The organism is Aestuariirhabdus litorea (assembly GCF_003864255.1).
GTDB classification, from domain to species: domain Bacteria; phylum Pseudomonadota; class Gammaproteobacteria; order Pseudomonadales; family Aestuariirhabdaceae; genus Aestuariirhabdus; species Aestuariirhabdus litorea.
Map to the genome: position 1 here is coordinate 1,909,104 of NZ_QWEZ01000001.1, position 16,245 is coordinate 1,925,348.

The window sequence follows — 16,245 nt, forward strand, 5'->3', positions numbered from 1 at the left end:
CTGTTGATTGCCTGGACTCAGGATTCCCTGGGCAGCAACCCCACGACCCGGGGCTGGGCTTCGCCCCGTTGTTGCAACGCCCGGCTGCGTAATGCAACCCCGGCAAAGCCTACCAGCAGCCCGGTAAAGGCACCCACAATGACGCCCACCTCGCTCAGCTGCATCCACTCACAGATCACCAGCGCCGCCATCATCAGTAGCAGCGGCATCAGGTAAACCAACATGGCGCCCTTGACGATCACCTGCTCGGGAACGGCGATGGTCACCGAGTCTCCCACCTGAACCGGGTAGCTGTTAAGGGCCCGCACCAGGTTGCAGTTTTCAGTGCGCCCCAGCTTGTTCAGCAGCTCCTGGCCGCAGACCGCGCGAGCACTGCACTGCCCGCAGCTCGACTGGCGACGGGTCTCCACCCAGATCGCTCCCGGCTCCACGGCAACCGCCACACCCCGCTCCTCAACCATCGCCTCGCTACCTCTGAGTTGGCGCAATCGAAACGGCGATGCGCTCCGCTGTACCCAACGGAATTTCACCCACCACCGTCACCATATAGTAATCCTCGTGGTCGCGAAAAACCCGGGAGATGGCGGTTGTGGCGCCGTTACTATCGGTGGCTTCACTGAGCAGATTTTCATCATCGAGCTCGACAAACAAGGAGAAGCTGGCCAGGCCATCGGAGTACATCAGGGAGTCAACGGGATGCTTGCCCACCGGGCTGCGCCGTTCGTCGCGCTGGGTCAGGGAGAAGCCGGCCGGCACCCAACCCACCTGCCAGTTCAGGGGGCGATCCGTCTCGTCGAGATCGAGCCGGGATTCGATGCGATGGGTCGTGACCAGCTGCTCGGGCAGCTGCTGCACATCCACCGAGAGGCGAAGTTCCTCGGGACGAATATCACTGCCCACCTGCAGGGAGACAAACTGCAACCGCTCCAGAACCCCGCCCTTGTCATCCAGCATCAGGGATTTCAACAACAAACCGGTCTGTTCATCCAGCCAAAGTTGATAGCCGTATCGGTGTCGGTCACCGGGGACCACATTGACCATAATGGCCGCACGCCCGGCTACCCGGTCGCGGCCAACGAATTCGCTGCGATAGGAGTCCCCGAGTGCGCTGAATCGCCGCAGCATCTGTTCCGGGGTGACCACCGTTTCACCGTGCTCGAAGCGCAGTACCTGGTCGCTGTTGAGAAAGGTGACCAGCTCTCCATCACGCACCACCTCACGGTAGCGGCCATCGAGATAGACCATGCGCGCACGGTGCTGGTTACCACTGAGGTCGCGCACGATCGAAAGGGTATTGAGCCCCTGGGCATTTTGAAACACCAGGTTGCCGCGAAAACTGAGGGTACTGTAGGCCTCGTTCATCGCCCGCAGCCAGATTTCACTCTTTTCATGGGTCTCGGCCAGCACAGAGGGGGAGATCCACCCGCCCCCCAGAACCAGGGCGACCATCAGTAGTTGTCTAATCACCGTTGTGCTCGCATCAACGACTTTCTGCATTAACCAGGCGGGCAAAGGGCAGCATACCCTGATACTGCCCCAACGCACTGTTTTCAGCATGCTGTAACATATAGGTCCTCAGGCGCTGCTGGGAGATCGCTTCGGCATACTGACGCGCCTGTTCAACCCGCTCCGCCGACAGCGACGCTGCCGACTCGCCGTAACCGGCCTCCAGAGTGCTGGCCCCCATGCGGTCAATCGCCTGGATCACCCCTGGCTGCTGAATGACCTGAGGGGCCTGGGCAAGACCGGACTCCATCACCGAGCCACTATTAAGGCTGTAGTTGTAGGTCTGCACACCAAAGAGTACCGCCACCGTGACACTGGCCGCGATGGCCACACGCCCGGCACGACTGGCCCACCGGCCATAGCGGCGACTGCTCTCGCGGCCCCCGTGGGGCGCCTCCTCAGCAATGGCATCACGGATAGAAGCCGACAGGTCGATCGATGACGGGCTCAGTTTTTCCTGCTTCAATACCGCCCCGAGCAGACGATAACGGTGCGCAAGATCGCGCAGCTCAGAATCCTGGTGGACCTCCGCCAACACCCGGTGCAATTCAAGCTCGTTGGCTTCGCTATCCCACACCGCTGACAGAGATTCACGCAATCGCTGGTCTGAACTCATTAAACACCTCAAACTTCGTGGTTAGTATCCGCCCATCCGGTTGATTCCAGCGCCGGTGCGCGTTTGTCTTAAGCATTGACCCCGAAGGGGCTCGCCAGTTCCCTTATACTGACGATGGTTTTTAACGATTTTAAAAACTGGCCTTAACGCAGCAGCGGCTCGATCTCACGGTCCACTGATTCCCGCGCCCGAAAGATTCTCGAGCGCACCGTCCCCACCGGGCACTGCATCACATCCGCGATCTCTTCATAACTTAACCCCTCAAACTCCCTCAGGGTCAAGGCCGTTTTGAGATCCTCGGGCAAATTAGTGATCGCCCGGTTGATGGTCGCCTCTATCTCATCGGTCAGCAGCCGGCTCTCGGGGTTGTCCAGTTCCCGCAGGGGGTTGCGCCCCTCCACGTACTCGGCATCCTCGGCATCCACATCGGTATCGGGCGGCCGGCGACCACGGGAAACCAGGTAGTTTTTTGCGGTATTGATGGCGATCCGGTAGAGCCAGGTATAAAAGGCGCTCTCTCCACGAAACTTTCCCAACGCCCGATAGGCTTTGATGAACGCCTCCTGGGTCACATCCTGGACCTCCTGGTGGTCGAAGACGTAGCGACTCACCAGCCCCAGAATCTTGTGCTGGTACTTAATCACCAGAAGATCAAATGCGCGCTTGTCGCCCTGCTGAACCCGGGCTACCAGTTGCTGATCTTCATCCTGCTGCTGGATCACTTATCTCTCCCACAGACCACCCGACGATGCTCTTGAACTGACCGCACCTTTGCCGACATCAGCGGATAGACTCCGCACCCTATTGTTAGTTCAAAAAACCTTAACATCCGCTTGATATCCGCTACCATCGCTATAAAGCACTTCTGTTATATGGGGGGGCAACGGCCATAAGTCAACCATTGGCCTGTGAGGGTTGCCCTCACCACAGGCAGGCTATACCCTTGCCTCGCCTTGCCGATAAACCATGGACACCCTCAAGCGAGCCCCCTGATGACAACAAAACATCTCCACGACGTGCTGGTCATAGGCAGTGGAGCCGCCGGCCTGAGTCTGGCGCTGGAGCTACCCCGTCACTTCAGGGTAGCGGTTCTCAGCAAGGCCAACCTGATGGCCGGTTCAACCTCCCAGGCCCAGGGGGGTATAGCGGCGGTGCTCGACAGCACCGACAGTGTCGAGCACCACACCGCCGACACCCTCACCGCCGGGGCCGGGCTCTGCCACGACGACGCCGTGCGCTTTACGGTCTCCAACAGCTCCGACAATATCCGTTGGCTTATCGACCAGGGGGTCCCCTTTACCCGCAGTGGCGACACCCCCGACACCGAGTCACGCTATCACCTCACCAAGGAGGGCGGCCACAGTCACCGGCGGGTGATCCACGCCGCCGATGCCACCGGCCACGCCGTGGCCAGCACCCTGATCCAACGGGCGCAGGAGGCCGACAATATTGAGCTCTACGAAAACCGGGTTGCCATCGATCTGGTGACGCATCGCCACATGGGGGGCGGTGCCCCCCGCTGCCTGGGGGCCTACGTGCTCGACACAGAGGCCGACCAGGTAGAGTTGTTCCAGGCTCGCAGTGTGGTGTTGGCCACCGGCGGGGCCAGTAAGGTCTACCTCTACACCAGCAACCAGGATGGTGCCAGTGGCGACGGTATCGCCATGGCCTGGCGCGCGGGCTGCCGGGTCGCCAATATGGAGTTCAACCAGTTTCATCCCACCTGTCTCTACCACCCCCAGGCCAAATCCTTCCTGATTACTGAAGCGGTACGGGGTGAGGGGGGAATCCTGCGACTGCCCGATGGCGAGCGCTTTATGGCGCGCTTTGACCCCCGCCTGGAGCTGGCACCCAGGGACATTGTCGCCCGTGCCATCGACCATGAGATGAAACGCCTGGGGGCCGATTGCGTGTACCTGGACATCAGCCACAAACCGGCCGATTTTATCCTCGAACACTTCCCTACGGTCCACGAGTGCTGCCTGCGTTTTGGCATCGACATCACCCGCGAAGCGATCCCGGTGGTGCCGGCGGCCCACTACACCTGCGGCGGCGTCATTGTCGACCAGCACGGCCGCACCGACCTGGAGGGACTGTATGCGGTGGGTGAGACCAGCTTCACCGGGCTCCACGGCGCCAACCGCCTGGCCAGCAACTCCCTGCTCGAGTGCATTGTCTATGCCCGCTCGGCGGCGCGGGATATCCAGCGGGAACTGGCTACCCCGCTGCCCGCCCTGCCGGCCCTCCCCGACTGGGACGAGAGTCAGGTGACCGACTCCGACGAGGATGTGATCATCGCCCACAACTGGGAGGAGCTGCGGCGTTTCATGTGGGACTACGTGGGTATCGTGCGCACCAATAAGCGCCTGCAACGCGCCAAGCACAGGGTCGATATGCTGCAGCAGGAGATCAACGAGTTCTACAGCAACTACAAGGTCAGCAACGACCTCATTGAGCTGCGTAACCTGGCGGTGGTGGCGGACCTGATCATCCGCTCGGCGCAGCAGCGCTGCGAAAGCCGCGGACTCCATTACACCCTCGATTACCCGCAAACCGCCCCCGAGGCGGTGGATACCGTCCTGGTACCCGGTAACCATCCGCGAGAACACCCCTAGGGCTCGCCGTCACTTCGCCCCTGAGGCCCTCCCCATCGCAGCAACAGGCGCAGGCGCCTGAGCTGCTCGGGATCGGCACTGTCGGCGAACAGCAGCACAGGATAGCGGCGCCCGCTCTCCTGGCCGCGAAAACTCAGCATGGTGAGCCGCGGTGATACCCAGGCCTCCCCGGTCGGGGTAACCGTCTCCCGCAGATCCCCCGCCACCAGCCACCACTGCTGCCCATCGTGTCCCAGGGCACGAACGCTGCCTACCCGGCACAGCAGATAATGACGTCCCAGCCAAAAGATCAGTTGGCCACAGAGCAGCGCCGCCCCCAGCAGCTTCACCAGGGGGACGAGGGGAGCACTCAGCCAGAGCCCCAGCAGGAGAAAAAAGAGGGAAACGGACCAGCAAAGCATCTGCGTGCTGGCCTCGATCCGCAGCTGGGTAAAGCGATTGTTAGAGGGTACGACCGAGTCCATGGCGGCACCATCAGGTGGGGGCCAGCCGTTAGTCGGGCTGCACCCGGTTAACGATAATATCGACGATACGCGCCAGATCCGGGTCTTCCGGCACCTCTTTGCGCATAAACCAGGCAAACATATCCTGATCTTCGCAGGTCAGCAGCTTTTCGTATCGATCCTGATCCGCTTCCGACAGGTCGTTAAACGCCTCTTTCAGAAAGGGCACCAGCAACACATCCAGCTCCAGCATCCCTCTGCGGCTGTGCCAGAACAGACGGTTGAGCTCCTCTTGCGACTTCATCCATCGATCTCCGATTATCCACGCAAATTAGCGGGCCATTATAGCCGCTTCTCTGTCACTGTTGCCATTAGCGCTTTTGCTCTATCATCGGCAACTCAAGGACGCATCCACGCCCCCTAGAAAAGATCCGGAGTACCCGCTCAATGAGCACCCAATGGCAACAGTTTCTGCAACAGCAACCCGCCCCCCAGCCATTATCCGATGGTGACAGCTGGTTCTGCGACCTCTCGGACTGGTCCATCCTCTCCGTTAGCGATGGCAACCCCAAACAGTTCCTGCAGGGACAGATCACCTGTGACCTCAACTCCTTTGCGGACAACAGCAGCACCCTGGGCGCTCGCTGCAACGCTAAGGGGAGAATGATGAGTAATTTTCGCCTGCTCCCCAACGGCACGGGCTACTGGCTGGTCATGCACCACTCCATCATTGACGCCAACGTTACCGACCTGGGCAAGTACGCGGTGTTCTTCCGCAGCACGCTGCGTAACGAGCAGGAGCAGCTCGCCGGAATCGGCTTGGCCGGCCCCCAGGCCCGGCAATGGCTGGAGCAACAGGGGATAGCGCTGCCCGCCCGCGACCAGAGAACAGAGCTGCTCGGCGGCCAGCTGGTCTGCGTCGACGAGCACAGCCCCCGTTACCAGCTGTGGCTACCCCTTGAGAGCGCCTGCCAGCAATGGGCTGCACTGGCCGGCACGCTGCCAAGGAATCCCCAGTCGCGCTGGACGTTGGCGGATATCCGCCAGGGTATTGCCTGGGTCGATAGCGACAGTCTCGAGCAGTACACCCCCCACCAGTTCAACCTGCAGGCGTTGGGGGCGATCAGCTTCCGTAAGGGGTGCTACACCGGGCAGGAGATCGTGGCGCGTATGCAGCACCTGGGAAAATCCAAGAGCCGGCTCTATCGGCTGCAGTGTGAAGCATTGCCAGAGCAGACGCCTTGCAGCATCAGTGATGAGACCGGAGCGGCTGTCGGAGAGCTGGTCAGTTTTGCTCCCAGCGAGCGGGGTGGTGAGCTGTTGGCGGTGGTTCGCAACGACGCAATTGAGAATAAAAAACTGGCTTTCGGTGCTAATAAGGTTCTCACCGTGGCCGAACTTCCTTATGCTATAACCCACAGGGAGCATCTGGAACAACGGACCTGAACAACAATAACGGCCCGCCCATCGTTACCTATGTCTCCATTGAGTAATAGCTACCAGCCAACAGTGAATTGATATATGAGCGATCTCGCAGCCAGCATTCTCGAGCAGTTGACCCGCGCCATTGAGCAAGACCAACTCCGACTCCCCACCCTGCCCGAAGTGGCCTTGCGTGTACGTGAAGCGGCGGAGGATCCCAACGTCGATGTGCGCAAGATCTGCAACGTTATCGGCAACGATGCCGCCATCAGTGCCCGTATTATCAAGGTGGTCAACTCCCCCCTGATGCGCGGCAGCCGCGAAATCGACAACCTGCAAAATGCGGTCAGCCGCCTGGGTATCACCTACTCCTGCAACCTTGCCACCGGCTTGGCCATGGAGCAGATGTTCCAGGCCACCAACGACATGGTTGACCAGCTGATGCGCGAGACCTGGCAAAAAAGCGTAGAGATCGCCGGTATCTCCCACGTTCTCTGCCGCCAGTACACCCGCCTGGCACCGGACCAGGCGACCCTGGCCGGCCTGCTGCACCGCATCGGCGTGCTGCCGATCCTGACCCACATTGAGGACAGCGGTGAGATTCCCGACGAAGCCACCCTGCGGCAGGTGATCCACGAGATCCACCCGATCCTCGGCAGCAAGATCCTGCGCACCTGGGACTTCCCCGCCGAGATCGCCGATGTTCCCAGCGAGTCGATCCATTTCGACCGCGATATCGGCGACAAGCCGGATTACGCCGATATCGTTATGGTGGCCATCCTGCAATCGGTGGCCGGCACCGACCACCCCTATGCGCGGCTCGACTGGAGCCAGGTCAAGGCCTTTGAAAAGCTGGGCCTCGACCCCGAGATGGAGATGAGCGAAGGCGAGGACCTGAGCGACGAGATGGAGGCGGCCATGGCGCTGCTGGGCTAGTTTCTCTTCTCCCTCCCACAAAAAACGGCGCCGAGGCGCCGTTTTTTGTGGGAGGGGCTCACCTACAGATCGCTGAACAGCTGCTGGATACTGGAGAAATCCAGTGCCCCCTTGCCCTGGCCGCTGTGGAGGGCGTAGAGGCTGCGTGCCAACGCACCCATGGGGGTAGAGCTGCGGGTCTGCAGCGCCGCCTCCATCGCCAGCCCCAGGTCCTTGGCCATCAGGTCAACCCCGAAGCCGCCCTGGTAACCGTTACTGGAGGGCACCGACTCCATCACCCCGGGATAGGGGTTGTAGAGCTCCAGCGCCCAGTTACGGCCGGAGCTTTTTTGCATGATATCCGACAGCACCTTGGGATCGAGGCCATTGGCCACCCCCAACTGGATCGCTTCAGCGCTACCCGCCATCAGCACCGCCAGCAGCATATTGTTGCAGATTTTGGCCACCTGGCCAGCACCGCTGTCACCGGCATGGAAGATGTTCTTGCCCATCTTCTCCAGCACCGGACGCGCCCGCTCCAGCGCCTCGCTGCTGCCGCCGACGATAAAAGTCAGGGTGCCCGCCGCGGCACCCGCAGTACCCCCGGAGACCGGTGCGTCGATCATGGTGATTCCGCGCTCAGCGGCGGCAGCGGCCACCTTGCGTGCCGACTCCGGCGCAATGGTGCTGCTGTCGATCACCAGGGTGCTGGCATCAATCGCCCCCAGTAGCCCCGTATCACCCAGGTAGAGCCCCTCCACGTGCTGGCTGGCGGGCAGCATGGAGATCAAAACCTCGACCTCACTGGCCGCCTCGGCCGCCGTGACCACCGCCGTGGCCCCGGCATCCACCAGCGACTGCACCGCCGCCGGCACCAGGTCAAACACCTTCAGCTCATGGCCGGCCGCGACCAGGTTCTTTGCCATCGGGCCACCCATATGCCCCAAACCGATGAATCCTATCTTCATTGCAACACCTCTTATTGTTATTGCCATAGCATGATGTGTGGCCCCTCCCGCAGGAGGGGCGAAAGAGTTACAGCTGCGCCAGGGGGTGCGAATCCTCGTCCCACAGGGGCGCATAAAAACCCTGCAACCAGGCGCTCGACACCTCATCGAGGGTGGCCGGCTGCCAATGGGGCTGGTTGTCCTTGTCGATCAACAGTGCCCGCACCCCTTCACGGAACTGCCCCTGCCGCGAACACTGCACCGACACCAGCAGCTCCAGCTGGAACACCTCCCGCAGGGAGAGGGGGCGGCAGCGTTTGATCTGCTCCACCACCAGGTGCGCCGAGGTGGGACAGCCGCGGGCAAAGGCCTGCACCGCGCGCTGCAGCCAGCGATCATCGGTCTCCAGCTTGAGGCAGGCCTCCAGACACTCCTGCAGGGTGCTGTGGTCCATCAGGCGGTTAATCAGGTCGTAATGGGTACGCAACGCCGACGGTGGAAAGTTGTGGAGGGAGCTCTTCTCGAAGCGGCGCAGCAGGCGGGTCACCCGCTCCCGGTTTTCGACGGCGTCCGCCCCCCAGGGCTCCACACAGAGGGCGTCGCAAAGCGCATCGTGCTCGCTGTTGTTGAGAAAACGATCCGCCAGCCCCGCAAAGATCGCATCGGCGGCGTTGAGGGAGGAGGCGGTCAGCCCGAGGAACTTACCCAGCCGTCCCGGCATCCGCGCCAGCAACCAGGAGCCGCCGACGTCGGGATAGAGGCCGATGTTGATCTCCGGCATCGCCAGGCGGGTGGTCTCGGTCACCACCCGGTGACTGGCGCCGGCCATCAGCCCAACGCCGCCCCCCATCACGATCCCCTGCCCCCAGCAGATCAGGGGCTTGCTATAGCCATGGATCAGGTAGTCGAGGCGATACTCGCGGCTGAAGAACTCGACCGCGTAGGAGCTCTCCGACCGGTTCTGCTGGTCGTCGCACATCGACTCATAGAGGCGGCGAATATCGCCGCCGGCGCAGAATGCCTTCTCGCCCGCCCCCTGCAAAACCACACAGGCGATGCGCTGATCCTGCTCCCAGCTCAGCAGCTGGCCATAGAGCAGGTCGATCATCTCCAGACTGAGGGCGTTGAGCGCCTTCTCGACATTGAGGGTGGCGAAGGCCACCTGGTAGTCCCCCGCCGGACGGGTTTCAAACAGAACCGGGGCCTGGTTGGGCTGTGTCATGAACGGGTCCCCTTAGCCATTTTTCCACTCGGGTTTGCGCTTCTCCAGAAAGGCGTTCACCCCCTCCTTCTGGTCCTCGGTATCAAACAGGTCGACAAACAGCTCCCGCTCCACCGGCAGGGCCTGGGCCAGGGGATTTCTGCGCGCGGCCTGCACCAGGGTTTTGCAGACAGTAACACTGCTCGGACTCTGGCGGGCTACCCCCTCGGCCAGCTTAAGGGCGGCGTCCAGGGACTCACCCCGCCCCACCACCTGCTCCACCAGGCCGATCCGCTCGGCAGTGGCGGCATCGACCCGCTCTCCGCACAGGATCATGCGTTTGGCCCAGCCCTCACCCACCAGCCAGGGCAGGTTCTGGGTACCGCCCGCGCAGGGCAGCAGCCCCACCGTGGCCTCCGGCAGCGCCATCTGCGCTTGCTCCTCGGCGATGCGAATATCGCAGGCCAGGGCGCACTCGAGGCCACCCCCCATAGCGTAGCCGTTGATCGCCGCGATCGAAACGCCACGGAAGGCGCTCAGGGTTTCAAAGGCGTGCCCGAACAGGCGCGCCATCTTCCGCGCCCGAGCCTTATCGCCGTCGGCAAACAGGTTGAGGTCGGCGCCGGCCGAAAAGAACTTCTCCCCCTGCCCATGGAGCACCAGGGCATAGATATTGCGATCGGCGTTGAGCGCCTCCACCAGGGTCACCAGCCCGGACAGGCTCTCGGCATCCCAGGTGTTGGCGGGGGGGTTATTGATGGTGACCAGGGCAGTGTGCTCGCGCACCTCCACCCGCAACTTGTCGGTAATCTCTGAATAGGATCTGTCGTTCATGAAACGTCCTCACTAACGAATAATATCGACGGCACCGTCCATCAACAGGCGTCGACTGATGATGACGCGCATGATCTCGTTGGTACCCTCAAGAATCTGATGCACCCTCGCATCGCGCACATAGCGCTCGAGCGGGTACTCACGAATATAGCCGTAACCGCCATGGATCTGCAGCGCTTCGTTGCAGATATCGAAGCAGCGATCGGTGGCAAAGCGCTTGGCCATGGCACTGTAGGTGGTGGCTTCGGGGTCGCCGCTGTCGAGCTTGCTGGCCGCCAGCCGCACCATCTGTCGCGCCGCCACCAGCTCGGTGGCCATGTCCGCCAATTTGAACTGCAGGGCCTGGAAGGCCGCCAGCGGTTTGCCAAACTGCTGGCGCTCCTGCATATAGCCCTGGGCCTGCTCCAGGGCGGCCTGGGCCACCCCCAAAGAGCAGCTGGCGATATTGATGCGGCCGCCATCAAGCCCCTTCATGGCGATCTTGAACCCCTCACCCTCGGCGCCCAGCAGGTGAGCGGCCGGCACCCGGACCTCCTCGAAGGTGATCATGCGGGTGGGCTGGCAATTCCAGCCCATCTTCTCCTCCTTGCGACCGTACAGGATGCCCTCGGCATCGGCCGGCACCAGCAGGCAGGAGATGCCACTCGCCCCCGCCTCGCCGGTGCGGGCCATCACCACCAGCAGGTCGGTGGAACCGGCCCCGGAGATAAACACCTTGGAGCCGTTAAGCACATACTCATTCCCCTCCCGGCGCGCACTGGTGCGCAGGGAGGCGGCATCGGAGCCGGCATTGGGCTCGGTCAGGCAGTAGGAGGCCAACAACTCGCCACTCACCAGCGCCTCGCAGTAGAGCGCCCGGGTCGCCTCGTTGGCAAAGCTGCACACCATCCAGGTGGCCATGTTATGGATGGTCAGGTAGGCGGTGGTAGCGGTACAGCCCCGCGCCAGCTCTTCGAAGATCAGGCTGGCGTCGAGACGACTCATACCCATGCCGCCGCTCTGGGCGGGGGAGTAGATCCCGCAGAAGCCGAGCTCACCGGCCCGCTTGATCACCTCCAGCGGAAACTCCTGCTCAGCATCCCAGCGGGCAGCGTGGGGGGCCAGCTCGCTGTCGGCAAACTGGCGCGCCATGGCGCAGAACGCCTGCTGGTCTTCGTTAAGGTTAAAATCCATATTTATCTCCACACACAACCGGGCATCCGCTGCGGACACCCGGAATCAATACCCTGGCCAAACCGGGGCCCGCTGTAACGGGCCTGGTGGCGATTAACGGAGGTTAATGGTCATATTGGGACCGCTGTTCATCCCCTGGTCGAACCAGCGCGCGGTGATGGTCTTGGTCTCGGTGTAGAAACGCACCGCCTGCTTGCCGTAGGCGTGCTGATCTCCGTAGAAGGAGTTCTTCCAGCCGGTGAAGGAGAAGAAGGGCAGCGGTACCGGAATCGGCACGTTGATGCCCACCTGCCCCACCTCGATGTGGTGCTGGAAGTGGCGGGCCGCAAGGCCGGAGGCGGTGAAGATCGAGGTGCCGTTGCCGAAGGGACTGTTATTGATCAGGCAGATCGCCTCATCCAGGCTGTCCACCTCCATGGTGCAGAGAACCGGCCCGAAGATCTCCTCCTTGTAGATCGACATCTCGGGAGTGACCTTGCTGAACAGGGTCGGCCCCACCCAGTTGCCGTCGGGGTAGTCCTCGACCACGCAGTCGCTGCCATCGAGCAGGCACTCGGCCCCCTCCGACTTGCCCTGGGCGATCAGCCCCAGCACCCGCTCGCGGGCCTGGGGAGAGATCAGGGGTCCATAACCCGCCTCGGCATCGTCCCAGGCACCGGGTTGAACCTTGGCCATCGCCTCCCTCAACTCGGGGATCCAGCTGGCCGCCTCGCCCACGAACACCGCCACACTGATCGCCATGCAGCGCTGGCCGGCGGCCCCTACGGAGGCCCCCACCAGATTATTGATCACCTGGTTCTTGTCGGCGTCGGGCATGATCACCATGTGGTTCTTGGCACCGGTCATCGCCTGCACCCGCTTGAGGTGGTCACAACCGGTCCGGTAGACGTGAGCCCCCACGTTGACCGAGCCCACGAAAGAGATGGCGCGCACATCGGGGTGGGTCAGCAGGGTATCGACCTGCTCACGGCCACCGTGCACCACCTGCAGCAGCCCCTTGGGGAAGCCCGCCTGCTGGAACAGTTCGGCGAGGCGGTTGGGAGTCATCGGATCCTGCTCGGAGGGCTTGAGGATAAAGCTGTTGCCGCAGGCGATCGCCAGCGGGAACATCCACAGCGGAATCATCGCCGGGAAGTTGAAGGGGGTGATACCGGCGCAGACGCCCAGCGGCTGCAGGTAGCTGTAGGTATCGATGGCGCGGGCCACGTTCTCGGCGGTCTCACCCATCAGCAGGCTGGGGATGTTGCACGCCTGCTCGGCGACCTCGATCCCTCGCCACACATCGCCCTTGGCGTCGGCAAAGGTCTTGCCGGTCTCCTTGGCGAGGATCTCCGCCAGCTCGTCGTGGTGCTCCTTCAGCAGCGCCTGGTAGACCATCATGATGCGTGCCCGCTCGGGTGGAGGCACGTCACGCCACTCTGCGAAGGCCGCCTTGGCGCTGCTGATGGCAGCCTCCATCTCCTCGGGGGTGGCGTAGGGCACGTGACAAAGCACCTCCTGGGTCGCCGGGTTGGTCACGGGAAGGGGCTGCTCGCAGCGGCTCTGCTGCCACTCGCCATTGATCAGCTGGGGTATGGTATTTGCGGTCATCGTCGGTCACCCATGGTGTTTTAGCGTTATTGTCAGTACTGCGGTGTTGATAGCTCGGTGGGGGGAGTCGCGGGTCTCACACGCCGGCACCCGAAGGATCCGAAGACCGGTTCAGGACTCGCCCAACATTGTCTCCTTTGTACCACGACACCCGGTGGATAAGGATTGACTAAATTGCTCGCATGATGGACTATTTTGCGATACGCATTTCCACACCCGGAACAGGTACACTTCCATCATTAACTTATTTTTCAACAGGTTATGAGCGACATATCGTCCGGATGGCCGCTGCCGGCTGAAGGGATTCGTTTTATAACCCCCGATTTCCTGATCCGTACCCTGGCCGCACACCCCCTCACCCAGGACTGCTACCCCCTGGGCTTTGGCTACTACCCCGATGCGGCCAGCCACCGCATGGAGCGACACCACCACGACGACAACCTGCTGATCTTCTGCACCCACGGCAGTGGGGAGGCCTGGCTCGGCAGCCAGCACTACCCGCTTCATGCCGGCGAGCTGCTGTTGCTGCCTCGGGGCCAGTCCCACAGCTACCGCGCCTCCCCCACCCACCCCTGGACCCTATACTGGTTCCACTTTGACGGCCTGCACAGCGACCTGATGATGGACCGCCTGCAGCAACTGGCCGAGGGACCGGTGTTGAAAACCGGCCTGCAGGCCAAACTGCTGAGCGACTTCAGCAGCCTGATGAGCTTGCGCGACGGGGGTTACCAGCTGGACAACTTCATCTACGCCTCCAACCACATTGCGCAGATGCTGAGTTTTGTGGCGCTGGTGATCCGTCCGCGCCTGAAACTCAAGTCCGGCAGCTACCTTGACCTCGACCGCATCCACAGCCTGATGCAGGAGAACCTGCACCAGCACCTCGACCTGGACACCATCGCCGCCAGTGTCAGCCTCTCCAAGTACCACTTCTCCAAAAAGTACAAGGAGCTCACCGGATACTCGCCGATCCAGCACTTTATCCACCTGAAGATGCAACACGCCTGTTACCAGCTCGACGTCTCTGATCGCAGCATCCAGGAGGTAGCCGCCCAACTGGGGTACGATGACGCCTACTACTTCTCGCGCCTGTTCAGCAAGATTCTCGGGGTCTCCCCGAGCCAGTACCGCGCCCACAAACACCGCTAACGGCCCGCGGATCGGCAAAAGCCAGCCCCCGCGCTTTTACCGGCCACCACTGCGCCGCTATAATGCCGGGCTCCACAGGCAACCGGACACCGCGCCCGCGACTCCATGACCACCTCCTTCTACGCCCCGCTGGGCAATGCTGCCGCCCCGCAACAGGCCCGTATTGAGCAGTACCTGTTCGGCGCGCTGCTGCCAATGTGGCGCGAGCACGGCATCGATCGCCGTCATGGGGGATTTTTCGAGCGCCTCGACCAGCAGCTTAAGCCGCTGCCCCTGGACAGCAAGCGCCTGTTGGTCCAGTGCCGCCAGATCTTCGTCTACAGCCTCGCCTACAGCACCCTCGGCAATCCGCAGGACGCCCACGCGGCGCGCCAGGGGTTCGAGTTTCTGGTTCGTCACTACCGCGACCCCGACCTGGGGGGCTGGTTTTTCAGCACCCACGACGACGGCCGGGTTCGGGATACCACCAAAGATGCCTACGGGCACGCTTTCGTGCTCTTTGCCTGCGCCTACTACTATCGAGCCTTTGGCGAGGAGTCGGCGATCGAGCTGGCGTTGGAAACCGCCGATATTCTGGAGCAGCGGCTCAAGGACCCCAAGGGCGGGGGTTTCTTCGAGTCCGCCTCCGCCAACTGGCAGCCGCAACCGGCGATCCGCCGGCAGAATCCCCACATGCACCTGCTGGAAGCCTTCGTGGCCCTCTACCAGAGTGTCGCGACGCCCCGGCGAGAGCGCTTCCAGGCCCTGGCCGATAGCGTGCTGCAGCTCTTTAGCCAGCACTTTTTCGACACCCGCAGTGCCACCCTGGGGGAGTTTTTCGACGACCAGTGGCAGCCCCACCCGGAGCAGGGTGAGCGTATTGAGCCGGGTCACCACTACGAGTGGTACTGGCTGCTGATGGACTACGACCGCAGCCGCAACGACCCGGTCCTCTGCGCACAGGCCGAAGCCCTCTACCACTGGGCCGATCGCCACGGACAGGACCCCCGGGGCGGGATCTTCAATGTAGTGGCCCGCGATGGCCGCCCGATGGACGACAACAAACGCATCTGGCCGGTGACCGAGTGCCTCAAGGCGCGCGCCATCCGTTACCGGCAACGTGCCGAGGCGCAGGACCTGGAGTTGCTCTACCGGCAGCTCGACTACCTGTTCGGCCACTACCTCAAGTCCGATGGCCGCTGGCACGAATACCTGGCCCGCAACAACCAGCCCCAGCCCCACGACCTGCCGGGCAGCACCGGCTACCACCTGTTCCTCGGATTGATGGAGGCACGCCGGGTGCTGCAGGGCCTGTAGCGCGCCCGCTTGCTTCATCGAGCGACCAGGGCTTGATCAATACTCTCGCAGGGTTTATGGTTTTTGGCTTCCGATCGGCGCCACCGTTTTCCAAAGCCCAGGGACCGGACAGCAGAGCGTCGCCACCACCGATCGGCCACCCTTTACCGACAGCGCAGGAGTCGTCATGAACACCCCCAACCCGCCCACCGCCCTGGGACTGCTACTGGATATCAGCCCCGACTGCCCACAGAACTGCTGTACCCTCAGCCAGCTCATGGTCAAACAGTTGCAGCATCGCTTTGGCGAGCAGTGCGTGCAGGACAGCTGTGCGGGGGAACGGGTAGAGGATGGCCTGGTGTGCGGCGACCTCTGCCGTATCCGTCTCGCCCCCCCCGACCGCGACAACCAGCAGCTGATCGAAACGGTACTGCACCTGACCGAGACCCTCCAGCAGCAGTTCGACCTGCACCCCCAACACTTCAGCGTACGCCTCGCCGGGCAGGCCAGCCCAGCCTGATACACGCCGGCACGCGACTGAAAAAAACGGCAGCCAGTG

General features: G+C 62.4%; 17 protein-coding genes. 6 read left to right on the plus strand and 11 right to left on the minus strand.

What is annotated here, in order from left to right; all coding sequences use genetic code 11:
* Window positions 1-17: 17 nt before the first annotated feature.
* The 4 genes from D0544_RS08845 to rpoE form a co-directional block, all read right to left on the minus strand.
* Complete coding sequence (locus D0544_RS08845; RefSeq protein WP_164880879.1) at window positions 18-443, minus strand: SoxR reducing system RseC family protein; 426 nt, start codon at window positions 441-443, stop codon at window positions 18-20.
* Window positions 444-468: 25 nt separating this feature from the next.
* Window positions 469-1,467: a MucB/RseB C-terminal domain-containing protein gene (locus D0544_RS08850; protein WP_164880880.1), complete on the minus strand. Its 999-nt coding sequence runs from the start codon at window positions 1,465-1,467 to the stop codon at window positions 469-471.
* A 13-nt stretch (window positions 1,468-1,480) separates the two neighbouring features.
* Window positions 1,481-2,122 carry a sigma-E factor negative regulatory protein gene (locus D0544_RS08855; RefSeq protein ID WP_125015585.1) on the minus strand — a complete coding sequence of 214 codons (642 nt, stop codon included), beginning with the start codon at window positions 2,120-2,122 and terminating at the stop codon, window positions 1,481-1,483.
* 143 nt (window positions 2,123-2,265) lie between these two features.
* The gene (gene rpoE / locus D0544_RS08860; protein ID WP_481147841.1) at window positions 2,266-2,844 is read right to left on the minus strand and encodes an RNA polymerase sigma factor RpoE; all 579 of its coding nucleotides are present in this window, start codon (window positions 2,842-2,844) and stop codon (window positions 2,266-2,268) included.
* A gap of 270 nt (window positions 2,845-3,114) precedes the next feature.
* Between rpoE and nadB the strand changes: the two genes are divergently transcribed.
* Window positions 3,115-4,737 carry an L-aspartate oxidase gene (gene nadB / locus D0544_RS08865; RefSeq protein ID WP_125015586.1) on the plus strand — a complete coding sequence of 541 codons (1,623 nt, stop codon included), beginning with the start codon at window positions 3,115-3,117 and terminating at the stop codon, window positions 4,735-4,737.
* On the opposite strand, the gene D0544_RS08870 is transcribed toward nadB, so the two are convergent.
* Together D0544_RS08870 and D0544_RS08875 are read right to left on the minus strand one after the other, a co-directional pair.
* Window positions 4,734-5,201, minus strand: coding sequence for a protein YgfX (locus D0544_RS08870; RefSeq protein WP_125015587.1), 468 nt, complete (start codon window positions 5,199-5,201; stop codon window positions 4,734-4,736). The genes nadB and D0544_RS08870 overlap by 4 nt on opposite strands.
* A gap of 28 nt (window positions 5,202-5,229) precedes the next feature.
* Complete coding sequence (locus tag D0544_RS08875; RefSeq protein ID WP_125015588.1) at window positions 5,230-5,484, minus strand: FAD assembly factor SdhE; 255 nt, start codon at window positions 5,482-5,484, stop codon at window positions 5,230-5,232.
* 143 nt (window positions 5,485-5,627) lie between these two features.
* Between D0544_RS08875 and ygfZ the strand changes: the two genes are divergently transcribed.
* Together ygfZ and D0544_RS08885 are read left to right on the plus strand one after the other, a co-directional pair.
* Window positions 5,628-6,626 (plus strand): CAF17-like 4Fe-4S cluster assembly/insertion protein YgfZ, encoded by a 999-nt coding sequence (ygfZ, locus tag D0544_RS08880; protein ID WP_125015589.1) that lies wholly within the window; start codon window positions 5,628-5,630, stop codon window positions 6,624-6,626.
* A 75-nt stretch (window positions 6,627-6,701) separates the two neighbouring features.
* Window positions 6,702-7,538: an HDOD domain-containing protein gene (locus D0544_RS08885; protein ID WP_125015590.1), complete on the plus strand. Its 837-nt coding sequence runs from the start codon at window positions 6,702-6,704 to the stop codon at window positions 7,536-7,538.
* A gap of 62 nt (window positions 7,539-7,600) precedes the next feature.
* Here D0544_RS08885 and mmsB read toward each other — a convergent pair whose 3' ends face one another.
* From mmsB to D0544_RS08910, 5 genes are all read right to left on the minus strand, one after another.
* A complete protein-coding gene (gene mmsB, locus D0544_RS08890; RefSeq protein WP_125015591.1) occupies window positions 7,601-8,485 on the minus strand; it encodes a 3-hydroxyisobutyrate dehydrogenase in 885 nt (294 codons plus the stop codon).
* Window positions 8,486-8,552: 67 nt separating this feature from the next.
* Entirely contained in the window at window positions 8,553-9,686 is a 1,134-nt protein-coding gene (locus D0544_RS08895) for an enoyl-CoA hydratase/isomerase family protein (RefSeq protein ID WP_125015592.1), read from the minus strand.
* Window positions 9,687-9,698: 12 nt separating this feature from the next.
* Window positions 9,699-10,499, minus strand: coding sequence for an enoyl-CoA hydratase (locus tag D0544_RS08900; RefSeq protein WP_125015593.1), 801 nt, complete (start codon window positions 10,497-10,499; stop codon window positions 9,699-9,701).
* Between the two features lie 12 nt (window positions 10,500-10,511).
* The gene (locus tag D0544_RS08905) at window positions 10,512-11,672 is read right to left on the minus strand and encodes an acyl-CoA dehydrogenase family protein (RefSeq protein WP_125015594.1); all 1,161 of its coding nucleotides are present in this window, start codon (window positions 11,670-11,672) and stop codon (window positions 10,512-10,514) included.
* A gap of 93 nt (window positions 11,673-11,765) precedes the next feature.
* Window positions 11,766-13,262, minus strand: coding sequence for a CoA-acylating methylmalonate-semialdehyde dehydrogenase (locus D0544_RS08910; RefSeq protein WP_125015595.1), 1,497 nt, complete (start codon window positions 13,260-13,262; stop codon window positions 11,766-11,768).
* A gap of 261 nt (window positions 13,263-13,523) precedes the next feature.
* Here D0544_RS08910 and D0544_RS08915 point away from each other — a divergent pair, with 261 nt between their 5' ends.
* The 3 genes from D0544_RS08915 (at window position 13,524) to D0544_RS08925 (ending at window position 16,206) form a co-directional block, all read left to right on the plus strand.
* On the plus strand, window positions 13,524-14,411 hold the full coding sequence (locus tag D0544_RS08915; RefSeq protein ID WP_125015596.1) for an AraC family transcriptional regulator: 888 nt from the start codon (window positions 13,524-13,526) through the stop codon (window positions 14,409-14,411).
* 105 nt (window positions 14,412-14,516) lie between these two features.
* Entirely contained in the window at window positions 14,517-15,707 is a 1,191-nt protein-coding gene (locus tag D0544_RS08920) for an AGE family epimerase/isomerase (protein ID WP_125015597.1), read from the plus strand.
* A gap of 166 nt (window positions 15,708-15,873) precedes the next feature.
* Complete coding sequence (locus D0544_RS08925) at window positions 15,874-16,206, plus strand: hypothetical protein (protein ID WP_125015598.1); 333 nt, start codon at window positions 15,874-15,876, stop codon at window positions 16,204-16,206.
* Window positions 16,207-16,245 lie beyond the last annotated feature (39 nt).

What these genes read in the sequence shown, in the direction of transcription:
- D0544_RS08885 (WP_125015590.1), top strand. Translation starts at nt 6,702, where the DNA reads ATGAGCGATCTCGCAGCCAGCATTCTCGAGCAGTTGACCCGCGCCATT.
- D0544_RS08895 (WP_125015592.1), bottom strand. Translation starts at nt 9,686, where the DNA reads ATGACACAGCCCAACCAGGCCCCGGTTCTGTTTGAAACCCGTCCGGCG.
- nadB (WP_125015586.1), top strand. Translation starts at nt 3,115, where the DNA reads ATGACAACAAAACATCTCCACGACGTGCTGGTCATAGGCAGTGGAGCC.
- D0544_RS08920 (WP_125015597.1), top strand. Translation starts at nt 14,517, where the DNA reads ATGACCACCTCCTTCTACGCCCCGCTGGGCAATGCTGCCGCCCCGCAA.
- D0544_RS08905 (WP_125015594.1), bottom strand. Translation starts at nt 11,672, where the DNA reads ATGGATTTTAACCTTAACGAAGACCAGCAGGCGTTCTGCGCCATGGCG.
- D0544_RS08875 (WP_125015588.1), bottom strand. Translation starts at nt 5,484, where the DNA reads ATGAAGTCGCAAGAGGAGCTCAACCGTCTGTTCTGGCACAGCCGCAGA.
- ygfZ (WP_125015589.1), top strand. Translation starts at nt 5,628, where the DNA reads ATGAGCACCCAATGGCAACAGTTTCTGCAACAGCAACCCGCCCCCCAG.
- D0544_RS08900 (WP_125015593.1), bottom strand. Translation starts at nt 10,499, where the DNA reads ATGAACGACAGATCCTATTCAGAGATTACCGACAAGTTGCGGGTGGAG.
- D0544_RS08915 (WP_125015596.1), top strand. Translation starts at nt 13,524, where the DNA reads ATGAGCGACATATCGTCCGGATGGCCGCTGCCGGCTGAAGGGATTCGT.
- D0544_RS08925 (WP_125015598.1), top strand. Translation starts at nt 15,874, where the DNA reads ATGAACACCCCCAACCCGCCCACCGCCCTGGGACTGCTACTGGATATC.
- D0544_RS08855 (WP_125015585.1), bottom strand. Translation starts at nt 2,122, where the DNA reads ATGAGTTCAGACCAGCGATTGCGTGAATCTCTGTCAGCGGTGTGGGAT.
- mmsB (WP_125015591.1), bottom strand. Translation starts at nt 8,485, where the DNA reads ATGAAGATAGGATTCATCGGTTTGGGGCATATGGGTGGCCCGATGGCA.
- D0544_RS08910 (WP_125015595.1), bottom strand. Translation starts at nt 13,262, where the DNA reads ATGACCGCAAATACCATACCCCAGCTGATCAATGGCGAGTGGCAGCAG.
- D0544_RS08870 (WP_125015587.1), bottom strand. Translation starts at nt 5,201, where the DNA reads ATGGACTCGGTCGTACCCTCTAACAATCGCTTTACCCAGCTGCGGATC.